The following is a 19839-nucleotide window of genomic DNA, read 5'->3' on the forward strand; positions in this document are numbered from 1 at the left end:
GGACAGTCCACCATGGATTGGGGTCAATCGCATAACAAATGGGTCCGTGTCAGCAGGTCACCGGAATGAACTACCCGTGACTTGACCGGCCGGCCGGCGGGTCTGCCCGGCAAGGAACAATGGGTGTCGTGACAGAGGTGCAACGGTCGTTCTACGAGGAAGTGGGTGGCCACGACACGTTCCATGCCATCGTGTCGCGGTTCTACGCGCTGGTGCGCGAGGACGAAATCCTGCGCCCGGTGTATCCCGAAGACGAACTCGACGACGCCGAGGAGCGGTTGCGGATGTTCCTCGAGCAGTATTGGGGCGGCCCGCGGACCTACTCCGACCAGCGCGGGCACCCGCGGCTGCGGATGCGCCATAGCCCGTTCCGGATCGGATACCTCGAACGCGACGCCTGGTTGCGGTGCATGCACACCGCGGTGGCGTCGATCGACTCCGAGACCCTCGACGACGAGCATCGCAAGGAGCTGCTGGCGTATCTGGAGATGGCCGCCCACTCCATGGTCAATTCGCCATTCTGATGGCCGGCCGGGATTCCACACCGTGGTGGTCGCGTGCCGTGTTCTACCAGGTTTATCCGCGGTCGTTCTGTGACAGCAACGGCGACGGCGTCGGCGACCTCGACGGCGTGGTGGCCAAGCTGGACTACCTCGCGGCGCTCGGCGTCGACGCCATCTGGCTCAACCCGGTCACGGTTTCGCCGATGGCCGACCACGGCTACGACGTGGCCGATCCGCGCGACGTCGACCCGCTGTTCGGCGGCCTCGACGCGATGGACCGGCTGACCGAGGCGGCCCACCGGCTCGACATCAAGATCACGATGGATCTGGTGCCGAATCACACCAGCTCGCAGCACGCGTGGTTTCAGGCCGCGCTGGCCGCAAGCCCCGGCAGCGACCAGCGGGAGCGCTACATCTTCCGCGACGGCACCGGGCCTGAAGGGGTGAATCCACCCAACAACTGGTTGTCGATCTTCGGTGGACCGGCGTGGACTCGGATCACCGAGCCGGACGGCAACCCTGGCCAGTGGTACCTGCACCTGTTCGATGCCGACCAGCCCGACCTCAATTGGGACAACGCCGAGGTCTACGACGATCTGGAGAAGACGCTGCGATTCTGGCTGGAGCGCGGCGTCGACGGCTTCCGCATCGACGTCGCGCACGGCATGGCCAAGCCGCCGGGGCTGCCCGACATGGAGATCACCGGGCACACACTGCTGCTCGAGGAAATGGACAACGACCCGCGCTTCAACCACGAGGGCGTACACGACATCCACCGGCACATCCGCACGGTGCTCAACGACTACCCGCATGCGGTCGCGATCGGCGAAGTGTGGGTGTACGACAACCAACAGTTCTCCCGCTATCTGCGCGCCGACGAGCTGCACTTGGGCTTCAATTTCCGGCTGCTGCGGGCGGACTTCGACGCGGCCGACATCCGCGGTGCGATCGAGAACTCGTTGGCAGCCGCCGCGATCGAGGGTGCGACGCCGACGTGGACAATCTCCAACCACGACGTCAACCGCGAGGTCACCCGTTACGGCGGCGGCAGTGTCGGGCTGGCCCGCGCATGGGCGATGGCCCTGGTGATGCTCGCATTGCCGGGCGCGGTGTTCGTCTACAACGGCGAAGAACTCGGCCTCGCCAATGTCGAGTTGCCTGACGAGGCCCTGCGCGACCCGGTGTGGGAGCGCTCCGGGCACACCAGGCGTGGCCGCGACGGCTGCCGGGTGCCGATGCCGTGGTCCGGTGACACTCCCCCGTTCGGGTTCTCCGGCAATCCCGATACCTGGCTGCCGATCCCGCCGACCTGGTCGTCGATGACCGTCGAGAAGCAGCTGCCCGGCCCCGATTCCACGCTGTCGTTCTATCGCAAGGCACTCCGATTGCGCAGGGACCGAAGCGAATTCGACGGCACCGCCATCGAATGGCTGGACTCACCGTCCGACGTGCTGTTGTTCCGGTTGGTTGGCGGCGGGTTGGTCTGCGCGCTCAACACCGGCGACGAGCCGCTGGCCCTGACGGGTGAGGTACTGCTGGCCAGCGCGGAACTGGTGGATGGCAAGCTGCCGCCGAACGCCGCGGCCTGGTTGGTCTAGTTCCCCCCGCGAGCTGGGCCCACGCGCAAGCTGGGGAACGCAAAAGCTCCATTTTCATCGGCGTGTCGGATGCTTTTGCGTCTGATGGTGCTCCACAGAGCTGCATCGGTCCACAGATTCGCGCCGACACATTCAACGGAAGCGACACCGTCGACAGCATTGGGAACGTGCTCATCGACGACATCTTCTCGCCCAACTGCGGACTGGCCACCACACAGCAGTTGCTTGCGGTGATGTCGCGCAAGATGCTGGCGTCCCACGTGAAGGCTGGGGCCATCGTCCGGGTGTGGCATGGCGTCTACGCGTTAAGTCCGCCCGACATTATCGGGCGCCTGGCGGCGCTCGATCTGATTGCGGGCGAAAGGATCGTTGCATGCATGGACACGGCGGCGCACCTGTACGGCTTCGCCACCGAAAAAGATGATGCTGTCCATATCCTCGATCCCGGTGTTCGCATGCGACCGACCACAGGGCTGATGGTCCACCAGCGAGTCGGAGCGCCGCTGCGGCGGGCCGAGGGACGGCTGGCGACTGCGCCGGCCTGGACGGCAGTCGAGGTCGCCCGCACACTGTGGCGCCCGCGAGCGTTGGCGATCCTCGACGCCGCATTGCATTGCGGCGCCTGCACGCGTGACGAGTTGAATGCCGCGATAGCCGAACAGAAGGGTCGACGCGGCATCGTCAATGTACGAGAACTCGCGGTGTACGCCGACGGCAGAGCGGAGTCGGCGATGGAAAGCGAAGCGCGCCTGGTATTTATCGATGGCGGGCTGCCGCTACCCGAGTTGCAGTACGAGATCGTCGACCGGTGTGGTCAGTTATGGCGGGTCGATTTCGCATGGCCGGACGCGATGCTTGCCGTGGAGTACGACAGCGTCGAGTGGCACGCCAATCCAACAGCATTCAAGCGCGACCGGATCAAGACGTCGCGGCTGCAGGAATGCGGCTGGTCGGTCATGCCGATCGTCGTTGACGACATTCGTCGCAACCCGTTCGACCTCGTCGCGCGAGTCTTTCGGCATTTAGGGCGCGCTTCCCTCGCCGGCTGAGCAGACGCAAAAGCCCCATATTCGTCGGCGTGTCGGGGGCTTTTGCGACTGCTCGCGCAGGAAAGGTTAGCGCAGCACCAGCGCGGGGTCGCCGCGGCGGCGGTACACCGAACCGAATCGGGCGTCGATCCGCAGCCACGCGGGCAATGCCCGCACCCGCACGATCTCGTCGGCGGTCACGGTTTCGGGATCCAGGCCCATCCCCTGGCTCGCGGCCGACGACTGCGGCAGGAAACCCATTGCGGTCAAGGCGAAAACGCAGCGCATCGGGATGCCGACGTTGCCGTGTTCGGAGCTGACCGCGAGCACCTCCTGGTCGAGCAGCGATACCGGCGGGCCGTGCGAGCTGCCGTGCTCCTTGGCCAGCTCGACGCCGCGCTGCGCGAGGTCGAGCACCACCCGCGCCGGGACGTCGTCGAGATGGGCGAACCCGGCGTCCGGCGGCAGCGCACCGCGCCAGGCGGAGTCCATCGGAAAGCCCGGATCGACGTGCCCGGTGCGGTCCATCGCGCTGAGCCCGCGGGCGAGCGCGTCGGCACCGGCGCTCAGGTCCGCCGGACGCACCCGTCCGGCCACCACCCGGCTGGCTAGCACGTCGAAGCCGGTGGCCACCCACGCCACCATCAGCCCGCCCGGGCGTTCCCGCAGCCGGATCACGGCGGCATCGTCGAGCCGCACCGCCCGTTCGACAAAGGTGGCGAGATCCTCACGGTGGGTGGCGTCTCCCAGCCAGATGCCCCGCTCGGGACTGTTCATCGCATCCAGCGCCGCAGATACTCTTGTTGTGCCGACGAAAGCCGTTGCAGCCGTTGCTCTTCGATGTGGACGGCGGCCAATTGCGTCTCGGCGATCACGGACGGTTTGGAGTCGGGCGGAGCATTGACCGGCCGCACCTCGTAACCGATGGTGAAGTCGACGGCCCGTACTCGCTTCGACCACATGGTCACCTGCAGCGGCGAATCCACCAAGCGCAGCTGGCCTTTGTAGAGAATCTTGACCTCGTGGATCAACAGCCCGATCTCGTTGATGTCGGCTGCGAACGGCTCGCGCAGGAACGGGATTCGCGCCTCTTCCAACAGCGTGACCATGGTGGCGTGGTTGATGTGCTGGTACATGTCGATGTCCGACCAGCGCACATGCACCGGCGCAACAAAACCCATCGTCACCCAGACGTCCCCGTTCCGCTCGTTCGTGTCATGCTGCGGATCTGGCGCGCCGCGACCGACAACGTAGCAAGGTCACGCTGGTCGGACTCGTAGATCTCGTCGAGCGTGCGCCGCGCCCGCTGCACCCGGGAGCCGTTAATCAGCTCCCACTCCGCGATCTTCTCTTCGCCGCGCTCGTCCGGCTCGCCAACGGCAAGCACGTCGAAGCACAGCGAGCGCAATGATCCGTAGATGTCGTCACGAATAGCCAAGCGCGCCAACGAATGCCAGCGATCGTCACGCGGCAGCCCGGATACCGCGGTCAGCAGCCCATCGGTGCCGAGATGATCCATCAGCGCGAAGTATGTGTCGGCCACTTCGACCGGCTCGCGGTCGACGATATCGGCGATGTCGATGATCTCGAGCAGGCTGTACTGGTACAGCCCCGACGAGATGATGTAGGCCAGATCTTCTGGCACCCCATGCGAGGTGAACTCGGCGGTCTGTTTCTCGACAATGGCGCGGTCGTCGCCATGCAGCCACTCCGACATGCGCGGCGTCAACTCGGCCACCTTCTTGGCGAAGCGGTTGATCTCGGCACCCACGGCCAGCGGCTGCGGGCGATAGTTGAGCAGCCAGCGGCCGGCCCGGTCGATCTGCCGGCGCATATCCAGCGTCAGTCGATCGGACACCGCGACCGACAGGCCAGCCGCGCGGATCCGCCGCCACACCGCCTCGATCCGGAAGATCGCGTCGGTGGCGACGTACGCCCGCACCACGTCAACCGGTCCCACGCCGACGTCCTCCATCACCCGATAGACATAGGTGATCCCGCTGGCTTCGACCAGATCGTTGACCAGCACGGTAGTGACGATCTCGCGACGCAGCTGGTGCGAACGGATCTCCTGGCCGAATTCCTCCCGCAGCCGGGACGGGAAGTAATTCGGCAGCCGGGCGGCGAACACCTCTTGATCCGGCAGGTCGCTGGCCAGCACCTGGTCCTTGAGTTCCAACTTGACGTGTGCCATCAGCGTCGCGAGTTCCGGGGAGGTCAGGCCCAGTCCCGCTTCGGTGCGCCGCCGGATCTCCTTCTCCGACGGCAGCGCCTCGAGCTCTCGGTTCAGGCCGCGTTCGGCGACCAGGACCTTGATCTCTCGGGCGTGCACCGGCAACAGGCTCGCCGCGTTGGCTCGACTGGTGCCCATCAAATCGTTCTGGTCTTCGTTGTCGACCAGCACCAGCCGGCCCACCTCGTCGGTCAGCGACAGCAGCAGCTCCGTGCGGTCCTCGGGCCGGACCTTGCCGGTGCTCACCAGGGCATCGATCAGGATCTTGATATTCACCTCGTGATCGGAGCAGTCCACCCCGGCGGAGTTGTCGAGGGCGTCGGTGTTGATCCGGCCGCCGGCCAAATCGAATTCGATGCGACCGAGCGACGTCACGCCGAGGTTGCCGCCTTCGGCGATCACCTTGGCGCGAACCTGGTTGCCGTTCACTCGCACCATGTCATTGGCCCGGTCGCCGACATCGGCGTCGGACTCGGTCTCGGCCTTGATGTAGGTGCCGATGCCGCCGTTGAACAGCAGGTCCACTGGCGCCTTCAAGATCCTGCGAACCAGCTCGGGTGGTGTCAGCTCGGTGACGTCGACCTCCAGACCGAGCGCGGTGCGAACCTGCGGTGTGAAGGGGATGGACTTCTGCTCGCGGCTGTACACCCCGCCGCCTTCGCTGATCAACGCTCGGTCGTAGTCGTCCCAGCTCGATCGCGGCAGCTCGAACAGGCGTCGGCGCTCCTCCCACGACGTCGCGGCGTCCGGGTCCGGGTCGAGGAAAATATGCCGGTGGTCGAAGGCGGCCACCAACCGGATGTGCTTGGACAGCAGCATGCCGTTGCCGAACACGTCGCCGCTCATATCGCCGATGCCCACGACGGTGAAGTCCTCGGTCTGGGTGTCGACGCCCATCTCGCGGAAGTGCCGCTTGACGGCTTCCCAGGCGCCCTTGGCCGTGATGCCCATCGCCTTGTGGTCGTAGCCCACCGATCCGCCGGAGGCGAACGCGTCACCGAGCCAGAATCCGTAGGACTTCGCGACATCGTTGGCGATGTCGGAGAACGTTGCGGTGCCCTTGTCGGCGGCCACCACGAGATACGCGTCGTCACCGTCACGGCGCACGACGTCGGGCGGGGTGACGACCTTGCCGGTGGTCTGGTCGACGTTGTCGGTCAGGTCCAGCAGGCCGGAGATGAACAGCTTGTAGCAGGCGATGCCCTCGGTGCGATGGGCATCGCGGTCGGCCACCGGGTCGCCGGTGGGCTGCGCAGGCTGCTTGACCACGAATCCGCCCTTGGCGCCGACGGGCACGATGACGGCGTTCTTCACCGCCTGCGCCTTGACCAGGCCGAGGATCTCGGTGCGGAAGTCCTCTCGGCGATCCGACCAGCGCAGCCCGCCGCGGGCGACGAATCCGAACCGCAGGTGCACGCCTTCCACCCGCGGCGAGTAAACGAAGACCTCGAACCTCGGCCGCGGCAGCGGCAGTTCGTCGATGAGTTGGGGGTTGAGTTTGAGCGACACCACATTCTGCGCGCGGGCCGAATCCGGCCTGCTGACAAAGTAGTTCGTCCGCAGCGTGGCCTGGATCATCGACGCGAAGCCGCGCAGCACCCGGTCGGTGTCGAGGCTGGTCAAGGCATCGATGTCGGCGGTAACCGACGCGGCGGCGGCCTGCGCGTCGCGGCGGTCTGTGGTATCCGACGGGTCGAACAGCGCTTCGAAGAGCTCGACCAGCGACCGCGCGGTACCCGGATTGTCGTTGAGCACCGTCTCGATGTGGGCCTGGCTGTACGGAAATCCCGCCTGCCGCAGATACTTTGCGTACGCACGTACGATGACCACCTGCTGCCACGTCAGCCCGGCCCGTAGCACCAGCTCGCTGAACCGGTCGATCTCGACGCGGCCGTGCCAGATCGCGGTGACCGCATCGGCGAACCGCTGCGCGGTCGCGTCCCGTTCGGGTCCTTCGGGCTCTTCGGGAATGTCGCTCTGCACCGAAATCTTGAACTGGTAGATCCAGACCGGCAGACCGTCGGCCCGAGTCACCGTGAACGGCCGTTCTTCGAGCACGATCACGCCCATGCATTGCAGCATCGGCAGTAGCTGACTCAGCGACGCCGATCGGCCACCCAGATACCAGGTGAGCTGCGCCGTGCCATCGGCGCCACCATCGGAGAACACCAGCTTGACCGAATTGTCTTGCAGCTCTTCGATGATCGCGATGTCTTTGATCGCGTCCTCGGTCGTGAAGGCCTGCTTGTAGACCTCATTGAACGCGTTCGCGTAGTGGTTGGCCTTGGCCTGTTCGATGGATCCGGTTTTCACCGCGCCGAGCAACCGGTCGCCCCACGTTCGCGCCGCCTCGGTCAGCAAGTCCTGGATGCGCGTCTCGTTCTCCACCGAGACGTCGATGTCCTGGGGCCGCGCCCCTTGGGGCATTCGGACGGTGAAATGCACTACTGCCCAAGGTGATTCGCTGACGCGGGCGGCGTACTCGATGCTCTCACCCCGGAGCTCACGAACCAGGACGTCCTGCATCGCGAGCCGAACGGCCGTGGTGTACCGATCGCGTGGCAGATATACCAGGCACGACACGAAGTGTGCGAGCTGATCGGCGCGCAGGAACAACAAGGTTCGGCGGCGCGAGCCCAGGTCGACCACGGCCATTGCCATTTCCAACAGCTCCCGCGAGCTGAGCGCAAAGAGCTCCGAACGGGGAATGGTTTGGATGATGTCGAGCAGGAGTTGGCCCGGATGGCTGGGATCACGCTGCGCCATCGCGATCGCCTCGCTGACCCGCTTCGAAATCAGCGGAATGTCCATCACATTGGCATTCATGGCGGCGACGGTGAAAAGGCCGACGAAGCGGTGCTCGACCGCCTGATGCCCGGGGTGCTCGCGGACCACGACGATATAGGGGTACGCACCGTAGCGCAGGAAGCTGGGAATCGTGGCCTGCGCCAGCACCAGCAGGTCGTCGCTGTCGGTGAGCTGCGGAAGGACCTCCTCCCGGCGCCGCAGTACGCCAAGGCGACTCGACGGGTCGACCGACGACTGTCCGTCACTCACCGGGCAACGCTGATAACCCAGCAGCACGAAATTCCCGTCGGCAAGCCAACGCAGCAGCGCAGCAACGTCCTTGCGATCCGGACCGGGGAACCGTCCCTCCGGGTCGGTGTCCAGTTCATTGGCAAGACCGAGCAGCGTCCCGGTCAACGCCCGCGAGTCGAGCGCAACCTGACGGGCGTCGGCGAGCACATTGGGCAACAGCCGCTCGGCCTCCGCCAGCGCCTTGGAGTCGACCGAACTGGCCAGCTGAACATGGATCCACGCCTCGTCGATGCCTTCGCGAGAGCTGTCCGCCTCCGAGGCCGGCCGGATATCCAGCAGCTCCCCGGTCGGGCTGCGCCGCACCCGCAGCACCGGGTTCATGATCGCCTTGTACGCCACCCCGAGCCGGTGCAGCAGCACGGTCACGGAATCCATCAGCATCGTCGCGTAGTCGGTGACGATCTGCAGCGCGGGGCCGAACCCGGCCGGGTCATCCTGCGCATAGAGCTCAACGCGGGTTTCCCCGACCTGTCGCTGCTTGCCCAGCTTGTAGTGCGCGGCCAGCAGCGCCGGCGACATCAGTTTTCCTGCCGCCCTCATGTCCACCGGGGCGGTGACGGTATCGACGGTCGGCGCATCGCCGTGCGGACCGTGGTACGTCGCGATGTAGGCCCTGCCGAGCTTTTCGAGGGTGGCCGGGGCGACCATCATCGGCTCGGTCGGCCCGTTGATGGCCCCCGGATTGACCGTCATGCGGCTCGCTCCTGCCTCACTGCTGCCTACCTGCGCTGGTACGCAGCTGCGACATTAGTCGCGTGTGAGCCGGCGGTGGGTCACCCTGTGCGGACGGGCCGCTTCGACACCAAGTCGTTCCACTTTGTTCTCTTCATAGGCGGCGAAGTTGCCCTCGAACCAGAACCATTTGGCCTCGTTGTCGTCGTCGCCCTCCCACGCCAGGATGTGCGTGCAGGTGCGGTCCAGGAACCAGCGGTCGTGGGAGATCACCACCGCACAGCCCGGGAACCGCTCCAGCGCGTTCTCCAGCGAGCTGAGGGTCTCGACGTCGAGATCGTTGGTCGGCTCGTCGAGCAGGATCAGGTTGCCGCCCTCTTTCAAGGTGAGCGCCAGGTTGAGCCGGTTGCGCTCACCGCCGGACAGCACGCCGGCCGGTTTCTGCTGGTCGGGCCCCTTGAACCCGAACGCCGAGACGTAGGCCCGGGACGGGATCTCGTTCTGCCCGACTTCGATGTAGTCCAGTCCGTCGGAGACCACCTGCCACACGGTTTTCTTCGGGTCGATGCCCGCGCGCGACTGGTCGACGTAGCTGAGTTTGACGGTCTCACCGACCTTGACGGTGCCGCTGTCGGGTTGTTCGAGTCCGACGATGGTCTTGAACAAGGTCGTCTTGCCGACACCGTTGGGGCCGATGACGCCGACGATGCCGTTGCGTGGCAACGTGAAGGACAGGTCCTTGATCAACGGCCTGCCCTCGAAGCCCTTGTCCAGGTGCTCGACCTCCACCACCAAACTGCCCAGCCGTGGGCCGGTCGGGATCTGGATCTCCTCGAAGTCGAGCTTGCGGGTCTTCTCCGCCTCGGCGGCCATCTCCTCATAGCGCTGCAGCCGCGCCTTGCCCTTGGCCTGTCGGGCCTTGGCCCCGGACCGCACCCACGCCAGCTCGTCCTGCAACCGCTTCTGCAGCTTGGCGTCCTTGCGGCCCTGCACCGCGACGCGCTCGGCCTTCTTCTCCAGATATGTGGAGTAGTTGCCCTCGTAGGGGTAGGCCCGACCGCGGTCGAGTTCCAGGATCCACTCGGCGACGTTGTCCAGGAAGTAGCGGTCGTGGGTGACCGCGAGGATCGCGCCCTTGTACTCGGCCAGGTGCTGCTCGAGCCATTGCACGCTTTCCGCGTCGAGGTGGTTGGTCGGCTCGTCGAGCAGCAGCAGGTCGGGCTTGGACAGCAGCAGCTTGCACAACGCGACCCGCCGCCGCTCACCGCCGGACAGATGGGTCACAGGCTCGTCGGGCGGCGGGCAGCGCAGCGCGTCCAACGCCTGCTCGAGCAGCGAGACGAGGTCCCACGCGTCGGCGTGGTCCAGGTCCTCCTGCAGCCGGCCCATCTCCTCCATCAGCTCGTCGGAGTAGTCGGTGGCCATCAGCTCGGCCACCTCGTTGAAGCGATCGAGCTTGACCTTGATCTCGCCCAGCCCCTCTTCGACGTTGCCCCGGACCGTCTTCTCCTCGTTCAGCAGGGGTTCCTGCTGCAGAATGCCGACGGTGGCGCCGGGCTGCAGAAATGCGTCGCCGTTGTTGGGCTGGTCCAGGCCGGCCATGATCCGCAGGACGCTTGACTTGCCGGCCCCATTCGGCCCTACCACGCCGATCTTGGCTCCCGGCAGGAAAGCCAGCGTGACGTCGTCAAGGATGACCTTGTCGCCGTGCGCCTTGCGGACCTTCCGCATCGTGTAGATGTAATCGGCCATGCCGTACTAATGCCTCTCTGGTCTCGGTATTGCTCGCGGACCATCGTAGGCGTAGGCACTGGCCGTCCCGACCGCACCGTCAGCGGCTCAGCCGGCTCATGCCGACACGGGCAGCGCCTTTCCGCCGACGGTCTCGTCCGCCTCGTCCGCCTCGGCCTCGACCGGGGACTCGTCGTCCTTGCGTTCGGCGCCCTCGTCGCTGTTGCCGCCGGTTTGTTTCGGCCGTTGGATGGTTGCGATGCTGCGCGCCAGATCCGGTCCGACCGAGGTGGCCCGCACTTCCAGCGACGAACGCCGAACGCCTTCGCGGTCCTCGTACTCGCTGGTGTACACGTAACCAACAACGATCACCGGGTCACCCTTCCCGAGCGAGGCGCCGACACCGGTGACCAGCTTGCCCCAGCAGTTCACCGAGACGAACAACGAGTTGCCGGGTTCCCACTTGCCCTCGGCGGTGCGTCGCCGCGAGTTGCTGGCCACCCGGAATTTGTAGACCTCCTGATCGCCGACCCGGCGCCGGATGGGATCGGTGACGATGGTCCCGACGACGGTGAACGGTGTCTCGAACATGGTTTTCCTTTCGATTCGTCTGGCTTCTGCCGTACATCGCCATTTACCCGGTCGACGCCGACACTGCCGCGCAGACGCGGCCCGGCTCTGTCGCGGGATGTGGATAAATCGCTCACTGTGGATTCACCGAACGTGCGTCCACTGCGAAAAACTTGGACGAATTTCGCAGTGAGCGCACGCTCGGCGCTGGCAGCGATCTAGCCCCTGTCGCGGCGGGCGAGTTCGGCCAGCATGGCGTTGTAGGCGGCCAGCGCCGCGTCGTCGTCGCGATCGGCCGCCCGGTCGAGCCTCTTGGCGGTGCGCCGATCGCTGCGCGTCCATTGCACCAGCAATGCGATCATCACCACAACCAGCGGGATTTCGCCTGCGGCCCAGGCGATTCCACCGCCCAGTCGCTGGTCACCGAGCAGATCGGTGTGCCAGTAGAGCTGCAGCGACTCGTAGAAGCTCTCCCCCAGCACGTCTTTCGTGCTCATCAACACCACGCCGAAGAACGCGTGCAGCGGCAATGACGCAAACACCATCCCCAACTTGCCAAGTGGCGGAATCGGACGCGGTGTGGGATCGACGCCGATGACCACCCAATAGAACAGATAACCGGTGATCAGGAAATGCAGGTTCATCGCGAGATGGGCCGCGTGACTGCCGGCCGCGGCGTCGAAGATGCCCCCGAAGTACAGGCCGTAGAAGCCGACGACGAACAACAGGGTCGCGACGATCGGGTTGGTGAAGAACCGCGACAGTCGGGAGTGCAACGCCGCCAGCAGCCACTCGCGCGGGCCGGGCGGATCGTCCCGCCGGGCGGTCGGCAGCGCCCGCAGCGCCAGCGTCACCGGCCCGCCGAGCACCAGCAGGATCGGCGTGAGCATCGACAGCAGCATGTGAGCGGCCATGTGCATGCTGAACATGGCGGGCATGTACCGGCCGACACCCGAGGACGTCGCCAGCAGCAGCACCACGCAGCCCAACAGCCACGCCACGATCCGGCCCGTCGGCCACATATCGCCACGCCGGCGCAGGCGGCGCACCCCGACCAGATACAGCACCGCCATGACGATGGCCGCGGTGCCGAAGATCAAGTCGAACCGCCAGTCGAACAGCACCCGGGCCACGGTGGGCGGCCCGGCGAAGTCATAGCCGATCTCGATGGCGGGAATGGATGGATTGAAGACCGGTGGCGGGGGCGGCGGAGTCCGGCCCAGCGCGACGGCCACACCGAATGTCAGACCGAAGATCACCGCCTCGATCAGCGCCAGTTTGATCAGCGGGCCGCGCGCCTGCGGATCCGACCGCAGCGCGGCGACGCCGCTGCGCCGCTGACGCCATCCGATGAAGCCGAGCGCGCACAGCGCGGCGGCCTTGGCGATGATCAGCCAGCCGTAACCGCTGTGCAGCAGGTCGCCCGGTCGAACCCGCACCAAGGCATTGACGACGCCGCTGAGCGCCATCGCGACGAAGCAGCACAGGGCGAGGGCGGAGAACCGACGCGCGGCCAGCGCGGCGTGCCCGCCGCGGCGTAGCGCATGGGCGAGCAGCGCCAACAGGCCGCCGGCCCACAACGCGGCCGCAATCAAGTGGATGAGCAGGCTGTTGGTCGCCAGGTCGTGCGAGCCGCCCGATGACGAATGGCCGGTGAGCGCCAACGGAATCAGGGTGACCAGTGCGCCGCCGAACAGCACCGGCATGGGTGACCAGCGCAGCACCGGAATGCTCGCGATAGTGACCGCCGCGGCCAAGAACGCCGTCCACCGCCAGGCCCCCGCGGTCTCGACCAGACTCGCCACCGCCCAGATGTCCGACAGGCTGAGGCGGGCCGTCAGCGGCTGACCGGTGACATCGGAGACGGTCAGCGGCACCAGTAGCGCCGCACAAACCGCCCATACCCCCGACGCCACGGTGCCCAGGCGCAGCGCCCGGTAGCCGTCGGCGTCGAGCACACCATTCTGCTGCGGCGGCACCAGAAAGGCCGCGAACAGAAACGATCCGACGGCCAGCACGGCGGCGATCTCCCCGGCGGCCCGCACGAACGGCAGGCCATAGGTGGTTACCGGGCCGGGATCGGGCAGACCCGTGGCGGTCAGCGCGTCGGCCAGCGTCAGCGCGCCGATACCCGCGGCGGTCGCACCCGCCAGCATCGCGACCCCAATGAGCACCGGCGCCACCGCGCTACTGCGCACGCCGGCCGTGACGGTGGTCATGCGCCCAGCGTATGGCGTGTGGCTAGGCGGACTCGCTGCGCATGCGGCGTCGCTCCACCTCGCGCGCGAGGAACTGCTCGCGGGATATCTGCTCGACCTTGTCCATATCCCGCAGGATGGCGCGCATTTCGTCAAGGAACGCGATGCGCCGCTCGGTCAGGTCGGCCGCAGCGTCCAGCAGATGCTGATCGGCGACCACCTGACGCGCGGTGGCGAACAGCAGCGCGGACACCGACTCGTTGCTACGCACCCGGTTCTGCGCGACGTACTGGTTTCCCACTCCGAGCGCACGTTTCGTCAGATCCTTCTCGCCGATCTCCGCGGGCGCGTCGCGCAACACGTCAGCCACGATCTCGTAGGCCTCGAAGTAGGGCCGCAGCACCGCCGTCGCGATCAGCGGTCGCTTGGCCCGCAGCAGCGTGTCGATGCCGTCGCGGCCGGCAGAGACGTGCGACTCCCAATCGTCGTGCCAGGCCATCTCTTCGGCGAGGTGCTCGCGAAATGCCGCGGAGTCGGCGAAGTAGAACTCGAACTTGAGCAGGTCCCGCAGCCGCATCGCCTGTTCCCAGAAAGCCTCCAATCGATCGCCTTCGGCTCGTGCGGCGTAGGCGAGTGACAGCTCGACAATCGACGTTTCCAGGAAAGCGTCGATGGTGGTGTTGCGGTAGAACGCGGCCTCGTGCTCTTGCTCCGGACTTATGCGCCACACCGGCTCCCTGCCACCCTCGACGCAGGTGACCGGATGTCCGTTGGACATTGCGTCCAGAGCGGCCCGTACGCCATCGGCGGTGCGCAGCCGCAGCGCGCTGTTGGTCATCGGCGTCTGCTTGCGCTCCAGGTAGTCCAGCGAGTCCTGCAGCGTGTGATGCAGCTGGTCGAGGGTGAGCGCCACACCGCGGGTGGTCAGCAGCAGCGCCGACACCAGCCCGGTGGCGTTGACCGGCGTCGCCCTCAGTATCCGCCAGGCCACCTCGAAGGCCGTCTTCTGCATCGCCAGCCGCTTCCCGGCGTCATCCTTGGTGATCGGTCCACCCGGCTCGCCCAGGTACTCCCGCATCGAAACGGCTTGCGGGAAGCGGACGTAGATCTTGCCGTAGTTGCGTTCACCCTGCGCCTTGATGAAGTTGTACAGCCAGGACAGCCCCTCGGGTGTCTTCTCGCCGCCGCGGGCATAGGCGGCGTATTCGGCGGTCTCGTGCAGCTGATCGAAGCTGATCGACACCGGCTGCAGCAATATGTCGTCGCTGCGTCCGTCGAGATAGGCGTCGGCGACGTAGGCCATCAGACCGAGCTTGGGCGGCAACATCTTTCCGGTCCGCGACCGGGTGCCCTCGATGGACCAGCTCAGGTTGAACCGCTTCTCGACGATGTAGCCGACGAACTGCCGGAGCACGTACTTGTACAACGGCTCGTCGAGCTTGCGCCGGATGAAGATGACGCCCGAGCGGCGCATCAGCGGGCCCATGAACCCGAATGACAGGTTGATACCGGCGAATGTGTACACCGGCGGCAGCCGGTTCTCCTGCATGGCCACCGGCACGATCACGCCATCGAGGTAGGACCGATGCGAGAACAGCAGCACCGCCGGGTGCGTTTCCAACGCGCGCCGCATCGACTCGATCTCGGCGCGGTCGTAGTCGATATTGGGATCGAAACCCCGACTGAAGATCGCCCGGCCCACCGACGGGATGAGGTCGACGGAAAACCGGCTCCACCCGGTGGCCAGCTCGTCCAGCATCTTGCCCGCCGCTTCGACCGTCGCGCCGGGAATCTGCTCCAAGCCCTCACGGAACCGCGCCGACGCCAGCATTTCGGGCTTGATGAGCTTCGGCGACTTGTACTCCGGCCCGAGCAACCGCAGCTCGACGCGGTCGATGGCCAGGATGGCGCGCCGGATCACGAAATGTGCGAGGTCGCGCGGGTTCTCGCCGACCGTGGTGTCGTTCCACTGCTGGCGCAGCTCGGAAACCTTCGCGGGCTCGCCCGCGACCACCCGCGCGCGCGACGGATCCCGCTTGAGGATGCGGCGTTGCAGAATCTCCGGAGGCCGATAGGTGTCCCGGCCGGAAATCAACGCCGCGACCTTCGAGCGGGTGGGCAGGCCGCCGGGCACCCAGAAGACGCGCACCGGCACCACAGCCCGGTCCTCGTCGGCTTCCAGCTCCTCGACGAGCCGTGCCAGCACGCCCGGCGGCGGATCCTCTTCCGACGGAAGCTCCAGCACCTCGACGGTGGACTCCGGATGCTCACGCCGTTGGCGCTGTAGCCAGTCGCGCAGCAGCTCACGCTCGGCCGGCGATGACACCGAGGCCAGCACCAGGGCGTCGTCGGTGGTGGAGAAGCTGGCCATCGGGTCGGCGGGGACCGTCACGACCGAGCCTTTTTCGTCGACGCCTTCTTGGCCGAAGCCTTCTTGGCTGCGGCCTTCTTGGCTGCGCTCATCTTGGCGGTCGCCTTCTTGGCGGTCGCCTTCTTGGCAGGAGTCTTCTTCGCTGGAGTCTTCTTGGCTGCGGCCTTCTTCGGTGCGGCCTTCTTCGCCGTCGTCTTCTTGCGGGCGTACGGGCCGATCTTCGGCAGCTCCTCGTGCGGCCAGTCCTTCAGCGTGTCGAGGAAGAGCTGACGCACCTCGGCAATGCGGTCGGACAGGTTCTCCACCGTCCAGTCGTCAACGGGGATCGGTGGATACACCACGACATCGACGGTGCCGGGATTGAAGGTCGTCGAATCGCGGGCCGAGATGACCTCCGCATTGCGGATCACCATCGGCACGATCGGGATTCCGGCCGACATCGCAATCCGGAACGGGCCCTTCTTGAACGGCCCGACCTCGGTGGTGTCCAGCCTTGTGCCCTCCGGCGCGATCAGGATGGACAGACCCTTGCGCGCCGTTTCCTCGATCTTCTTCAGGCTTTCGACCGCGGCCTTGGGGTTGTCGCGGTCGATGAAGGCAGCGTCCATCACCTTGCCGAGGGTGCCGACGATCGGATCGCTCTCCAGTTCCTTCTTGCCGACGGAGGTGAAGTTGACGTCGACCAGCCTGCCCGCGATGACCGGGTCAACCTGGTTGCGGTGGTTGAAGATGAACACCGCGGGCCGCTGCGCGGTCAGGTTCTCCTTGCCCAGCAGATTGATGTTGACGCCGGTTGCGGTCAGCAGCGCACGGCCGAAGGCGGACGTGAAGAAGTTGACCCCGGTGCGCTTGTTGCGCGTCAGCACGCCCAACCCGAGCGCTCCGGCCGCTATCGGCACCATCGACGCCACCCCGGCCGCGGTCCGCAGCTGTGAGACCGGGTTGTTGCCGCTGCGACTGGTGAACCGCAGCACCGGCCACCCCCGTTTGGCCGCCACCGCTGCCAGCTTTCCGGCCGGGTTGGTGGGTCGCGGATTGCCGACCAGGTACATCAACGCGACGTCCTCGTCGCCGTCGGCGTAGAAATAGCTCTTCGACAGATCCACGCCGTTCTGGGCCGCGAATGCCTGCACGGCCCTGGCCTTGCCCGGTCCCCAGAGAATGGGCCTGAGCACCTGGCCCGTGATCAGGCCGTCGTCGTCGGTCTCGAACTTGTTGCTCAGCACGTTCTTGATGCCTAAGAACCGAGCAACGGGCTCAACTTGCACGGTCAGCGCCGAGGAGCTGAGCACCACGGTATGGCCGCGCTCCATGTGGGCATGAACCAGATCGCGCATCTCCGGATAGATGCGGCCCATGATCTTCTGCACGAACAGCCGCTCGGCCAGTTCGTCAATGTCGCTGAGCGAGCTGCCCCGCAGCATGCGGGCGCCCTTTCCGATCAGGTCCTCGAACTCCGAACGGCCCAGCTGGTGATTCAGGCCGGCCTGCACCATGCCGATGAATTCACCGACGCCAATCTGACGGCGTCGCATCCGATCCCGGGTCATGATCACACCGGTGAAGCCGGCAACGAGAGTGCCGTCCAGATCGAAGAACGCGCCGACCTTGGGACCCGCCGGGCTGCCGTCGATCTCGGCGACCGACCCGGGCAACCGCATGGTACGCGGATTGGTGCGCCGGAACGGTTGGCCGCTTCCCGAAGTCATTGGGCCGTGCTCCCGTTCGGCGATGTCGGATTGGACCCGGATTCATCGGTCGTGAATGAGGCGGGGAAGGAACGGCCTTCACCGCCGAGCGCCAGCACCTCGTCGAATCCGGCCTTCAGGTATCGGGCGAACAGATCACCGTCCGTAACCGCTGCGCGGTCGTAGCGCGCCGTGATCGTGCAGTATCCCGCCCGAGACACCAGCACAACCATCATTGCTACACCGGGCAACGGGCCAAGTCCGTACTGCCGCAAGATCTTTGCTCCCGCGATGAAGGTGTCGCCGGCATAGACCGGGACATTGCTGGCCTGAACATCGGAGTGCACAATGGATCCCGCCATGGATTCCAGCACGGTGTCGGGGAGCAGGCTCAGAACGGGCGCGATCGCACCGACCATGTCGAGGGCGCGCTCGTCTCGCTTGCGGGTCATCTGAGACCGGATGCTCTTGATGCGCTTCTCGGGATCGACCATGCCCACCGGCGCGGCGAGGTTGACACCGGCGAAGCGGTTGCCACCGGCGGGATCGGAATCGGACCGCATATTCACCGGGATCGCCATTGGCAACGTGTCGATCGGCACGCCCTTGGCTTCGTGGTAGCGACGCAGGGCACCGCACAGTCCGGCCAGATACGCGTCGTTGATCGAACCCCCTGCCGCCTTCGCAGCCTTGTGCAGGTCGCCGAACTCGATATCGATTGCGTCGCTTCGCGAGGACAAGCTCCTACGCCGCAGCACCGGCGACGGCTCCGCGGCCGGACCCATCACCCGGGCGCCGGACAGGGCGTAGTCCACGACGCCACCCATCGTCGTCACCGGGTCGCGGATCACGTGCCCGACCGCTTGGGCGGCGCCGAACAGTGCGTCGCGAACACCACCGGCGATCGCGCCCGGGAGCCGGTTAATCCCTTGACGCATCAGATCGTTGGGCGACAGATCCTGCGGAATCGGCATCGGCGGGATGTCTTCGGGCGGCGGGTCGCGCTCGAGATCGTAGATGTTGGCGAACATTTCGACACCACCGACACCATCGGTCACGGCGTGACTGAGATGGACCATCAGCGCGGCCCGGCCGCCGGCCAGTCCCTCGACGAGCGTGGCCGTCCACAGCGGCCGGGAGATGTCCAGCGGTGACTGCAGCGCGACCTCGGCCAGGTCCATGACCTCACGCAGGGTGCCGGGCGCCGAGACACGCATCCGGCGCACGTGAAAATCGAGATTGAAGTCCGGGTCGATGACCCAGCGCGGCGAAGCGGTCGGCAGCGTCGGCATCACCACCTTCTGCCGCAGCCTCAGCACCTTGCGTGAGGCGTTCTCAAACCTGGCCCGGAACTTGTCCCAGTCGGGGGTGGTGTCCAGAATCTCGACGGTCATGATCCCCGAGCGCGTGCGGGGATTGGCTTCGCCACGGTGCAATATCTGGTCGACCGGGCTGAGCTCCTCCGGGAGTCCGGCCGCGTCCAGATCCGGCACGTCGCTCATGTTCGTCGCTCCCCTCGCTACTCCCAAGTGCTGCTGACCCCACGCTAGTCCGCTGCCCGTCGACGCGAAGGGGCTTTAATTGCTGTTGCGACGCGGGAACGCCCTCCGCGGAGCCCTGCCTTCATGCCGAAGTTCGGCGGGCGCGACGGGGTTCGGACACTCCAGGCGCCGGACTCAGCGGATGGTTCACGAATGCCCTGTCGCTGAGGTCAGCGGGGAACTGCGCGCGGCAGCTCGCGGAATGCGGCAGCATCCAACACTCCTGCCTGCTGGCCGTTCCTGCTGGGCGCAATCCGGAGCGTGACCGACGCGCCATGTGCGGCGGGCTGGACGTAATAGCACTCATCGGTCTCCGGACAGTAGATGCACACCGTATCGATTGCGCCCTTATCGGTCGGTGTCATGTGCGTCCCGTTACGGTCCGCCCACATAGACCGGAACCCGTCCATCGGTTCAAGGGCATTCGGCTACGGTGGGTGCGCTGCCCCCGTAGCTCAGCGGACAGAGCAACCGCCTTCTAAGCGGTTGGTCGCAGGTTCGATTCCTGCCGGGGGCACCAGTGTGATGTCTCGGGACATCGTTGACAGATGTCCCGAGACATTGTTGGCATTTAGGGCCTGTTTTCGGGTGAGTTTCCGCATTTGAC

General features: G+C 66.1%; 13 protein-coding genes and 1 tRNA gene. 4 read left to right on the forward strand and 10 right to left on the reverse strand.

From position 1 onward, the window contains the following. Positions 1-137: 137 nt before the first annotated feature. From ACRDU5_RS12995 to ACRDU5_RS13005, 3 genes are all read left to right on the forward strand, one after another. On the forward strand, positions 138-524 hold the full coding sequence (locus ACRDU5_RS12995; protein ID WP_526614972.1) for a globin: 387 nt from the start codon (positions 138-140) through the stop codon (positions 522-524). After that, positions 524-2101 (forward strand): glycoside hydrolase family 13 protein, encoded by a 1578-nt coding sequence (locus ACRDU5_RS13000; RefSeq protein WP_526614959.1) that lies wholly within the window; start codon positions 524-526, stop codon positions 2099-2101. The genes ACRDU5_RS12995 and ACRDU5_RS13000 overlap by 1 nt, the downstream gene beginning before the upstream one ends. 233 nt (positions 2102-2334) lie before the next feature. Next, the gene (locus ACRDU5_RS13005) at positions 2335-3150 is read left to right on the forward strand and encodes a type IV toxin-antitoxin system AbiEi family antitoxin (RefSeq protein ID WP_526614973.1); all 816 of its coding nucleotides are present in this window, start codon (positions 2335-2337) and stop codon (positions 3148-3150) included. Positions 3151-3216: 66 nt separating this feature from the next. On the opposite strand, the gene ACRDU5_RS13010 is transcribed toward ACRDU5_RS13005, so the two are convergent. The 10 genes from ACRDU5_RS13010 to ACRDU5_RS13055 all read right to left on the reverse strand — a co-directional run bounded on the left by ACRDU5_RS13010 (position 3217) and on the right by ACRDU5_RS13055 (position 19642). Next, the gene (locus ACRDU5_RS13010; RefSeq protein ID WP_526614961.1) at positions 3217-3906 is read right to left on the reverse strand and encodes a DUF8010 domain-containing protein; all 690 of its coding nucleotides are present in this window, start codon (positions 3904-3906) and stop codon (positions 3217-3219) included. Further along, entirely contained in the window at positions 3903-4310 is a 408-nt protein-coding gene (locus ACRDU5_RS13015) for an acyl-CoA thioesterase (protein ID WP_526614974.1), read from the reverse strand. Before ACRDU5_RS13015 ends, ACRDU5_RS13010 begins: the two co-directional genes overlap by 4 nt. Positions 4311-4312: 2 nt before the next feature. Beyond that, positions 4313-9154: an NAD-glutamate dehydrogenase gene (locus ACRDU5_RS13020; RefSeq protein ID WP_526614963.1), complete on the reverse strand. Its 4842-nt coding sequence runs from the start codon at positions 9152-9154 to the stop codon at positions 4313-4315. A gap of 54 nt (positions 9155-9208) precedes the next feature. Then, positions 9209-10885 carry an energy-dependent translational throttle protein EttA gene (gene ettA / locus ACRDU5_RS13025; protein ID WP_526614964.1) on the reverse strand — a complete coding sequence of 559 codons (1677 nt, stop codon included), beginning with the start codon at positions 10883-10885 and terminating at the stop codon, positions 9209-9211. A 96-nt stretch (positions 10886-10981) separates the two neighbouring features. After that, entirely contained in the window at positions 10982-11455 is a 474-nt protein-coding gene (locus ACRDU5_RS13030; RefSeq protein ID WP_526614965.1) for a single-stranded DNA-binding protein, read from the reverse strand. Positions 11456-11652: 197 nt separating this feature from the next. After that, a complete protein-coding gene (locus tag ACRDU5_RS13035) occupies positions 11653-13653 on the reverse strand; it encodes a bifunctional copper resistance protein CopD/cytochrome c oxidase assembly protein (protein ID WP_526614966.1) in 2001 nt (666 codons plus the stop codon). Between the two features lie 22 nt (positions 13654-13675). Next, entirely contained in the window at positions 13676-16003 is a 2328-nt protein-coding gene (locus tag ACRDU5_RS13040) for a glycerol-3-phosphate 1-O-acyltransferase (RefSeq protein ID WP_526614975.1), read from the reverse strand. 17 nt (positions 16004-16020) lie between these two features. Further along, on the reverse strand, positions 16021-17712 hold the full coding sequence (locus ACRDU5_RS13045; protein WP_526614968.1) for an HAD-IB family hydrolase: 1692 nt from the start codon (positions 17710-17712) through the stop codon (positions 16021-16023). Beyond that, on the reverse strand, positions 17709-19193 hold the full coding sequence (locus ACRDU5_RS13050; RefSeq protein ID WP_526614970.1) for a wax ester/triacylglycerol synthase family O-acyltransferase: 1485 nt from the start codon (positions 19191-19193) through the stop codon (positions 17709-17711). Before ACRDU5_RS13050 ends, ACRDU5_RS13045 begins: the two co-directional genes overlap by 4 nt. A gap of 209 nt (positions 19194-19402) precedes the next feature. Next, complete coding sequence (locus ACRDU5_RS13055; protein WP_526614971.1) at positions 19403-19642, reverse strand: group I intron-associated PD-(D/E)XK endonuclease; 240 nt, start codon at positions 19640-19642, stop codon at positions 19403-19405. 34 nt (positions 19643-19676) lie between these two features. Between ACRDU5_RS13055 and ACRDU5_RS13060 the strand changes: the two genes are divergently transcribed. Continuing rightward, positions 19677-19752, forward strand: a tRNA-Arg gene (locus ACRDU5_RS13060). Positions 19753-19839 lie beyond the last annotated feature (87 nt).

It is taken from the genome of Mycobacterium sp. (assembly GCF_050701515.1).
In the GTDB taxonomy this organism is placed as follows: domain Bacteria; phylum Actinomycetota; class Actinomycetes; order Mycobacteriales; family Mycobacteriaceae; genus Mycobacterium.

Excerpts from the sequence above, each read along its gene's own strand:
- ACRDU5_RS13000 (WP_526614959.1), top strand. The coding sequence starts at position 524 with ATGGCCGGCCGGGATTCCACACCGTGGTGGTCGCGTGCCGTGTTCTAC.
- ACRDU5_RS13005 (WP_526614973.1), top strand. The coding sequence starts at position 2,335 with ATGTCGCGCAAGATGCTGGCGTCCCACGTGAAGGCTGGGGCCATCGTC.
- ACRDU5_RS13010 (WP_526614961.1), bottom strand. The coding sequence starts at position 3,906 with ATGAACAGTCCCGAGCGGGGCATCTGGCTGGGAGACGCCACCCACCGT.
- ACRDU5_RS13015 (WP_526614974.1), bottom strand. The coding sequence starts at position 4,310 with ATGGGTTTTGTTGCGCCGGTGCATGTGCGCTGGTCGGACATCGACATG.
- ACRDU5_RS13020 (WP_526614963.1), bottom strand. The coding sequence starts at position 9,154 with ATGACGGTCAATCCGGGGGCCATCAACGGGCCGACCGAGCCGATGATG.
- ettA (WP_526614964.1), bottom strand. The coding sequence starts at position 10,885 with ATGGCCGATTACATCTACACGATGCGGAAGGTCCGCAAGGCGCACGGC.
- ACRDU5_RS13030 (WP_526614965.1), bottom strand. The coding sequence starts at position 11,455 with ATGTTCGAGACACCGTTCACCGTCGTCGGGACCATCGTCACCGATCCC.
- ACRDU5_RS13035 (WP_526614966.1), bottom strand. The coding sequence starts at position 13,653 with ATGACCACCGTCACGGCCGGCGTGCGCAGTAGCGCGGTGGCGCCGGTG.
- ACRDU5_RS13040 (WP_526614975.1), bottom strand. The coding sequence starts at position 16,003 with ATGGCCAGCTTCTCCACCACCGACGACGCCCTGGTGCTGGCCTCGGTG.
- ACRDU5_RS13045 (WP_526614968.1), bottom strand. The coding sequence starts at position 17,712 with ATGACTTCGGGAAGCGGCCAACCGTTCCGGCGCACCAATCCGCGTACC.
- ACRDU5_RS13050 (WP_526614970.1), bottom strand. The coding sequence starts at position 19,193 with ATGAGCGACGTGCCGGATCTGGACGCGGCCGGACTCCCGGAGGAGCTC.
- ACRDU5_RS13055 (WP_526614971.1), bottom strand. The coding sequence starts at position 19,642 with ATGGACGGGTTCCGGTCTATGTGGGCGGACCGTAACGGGACGCACATG.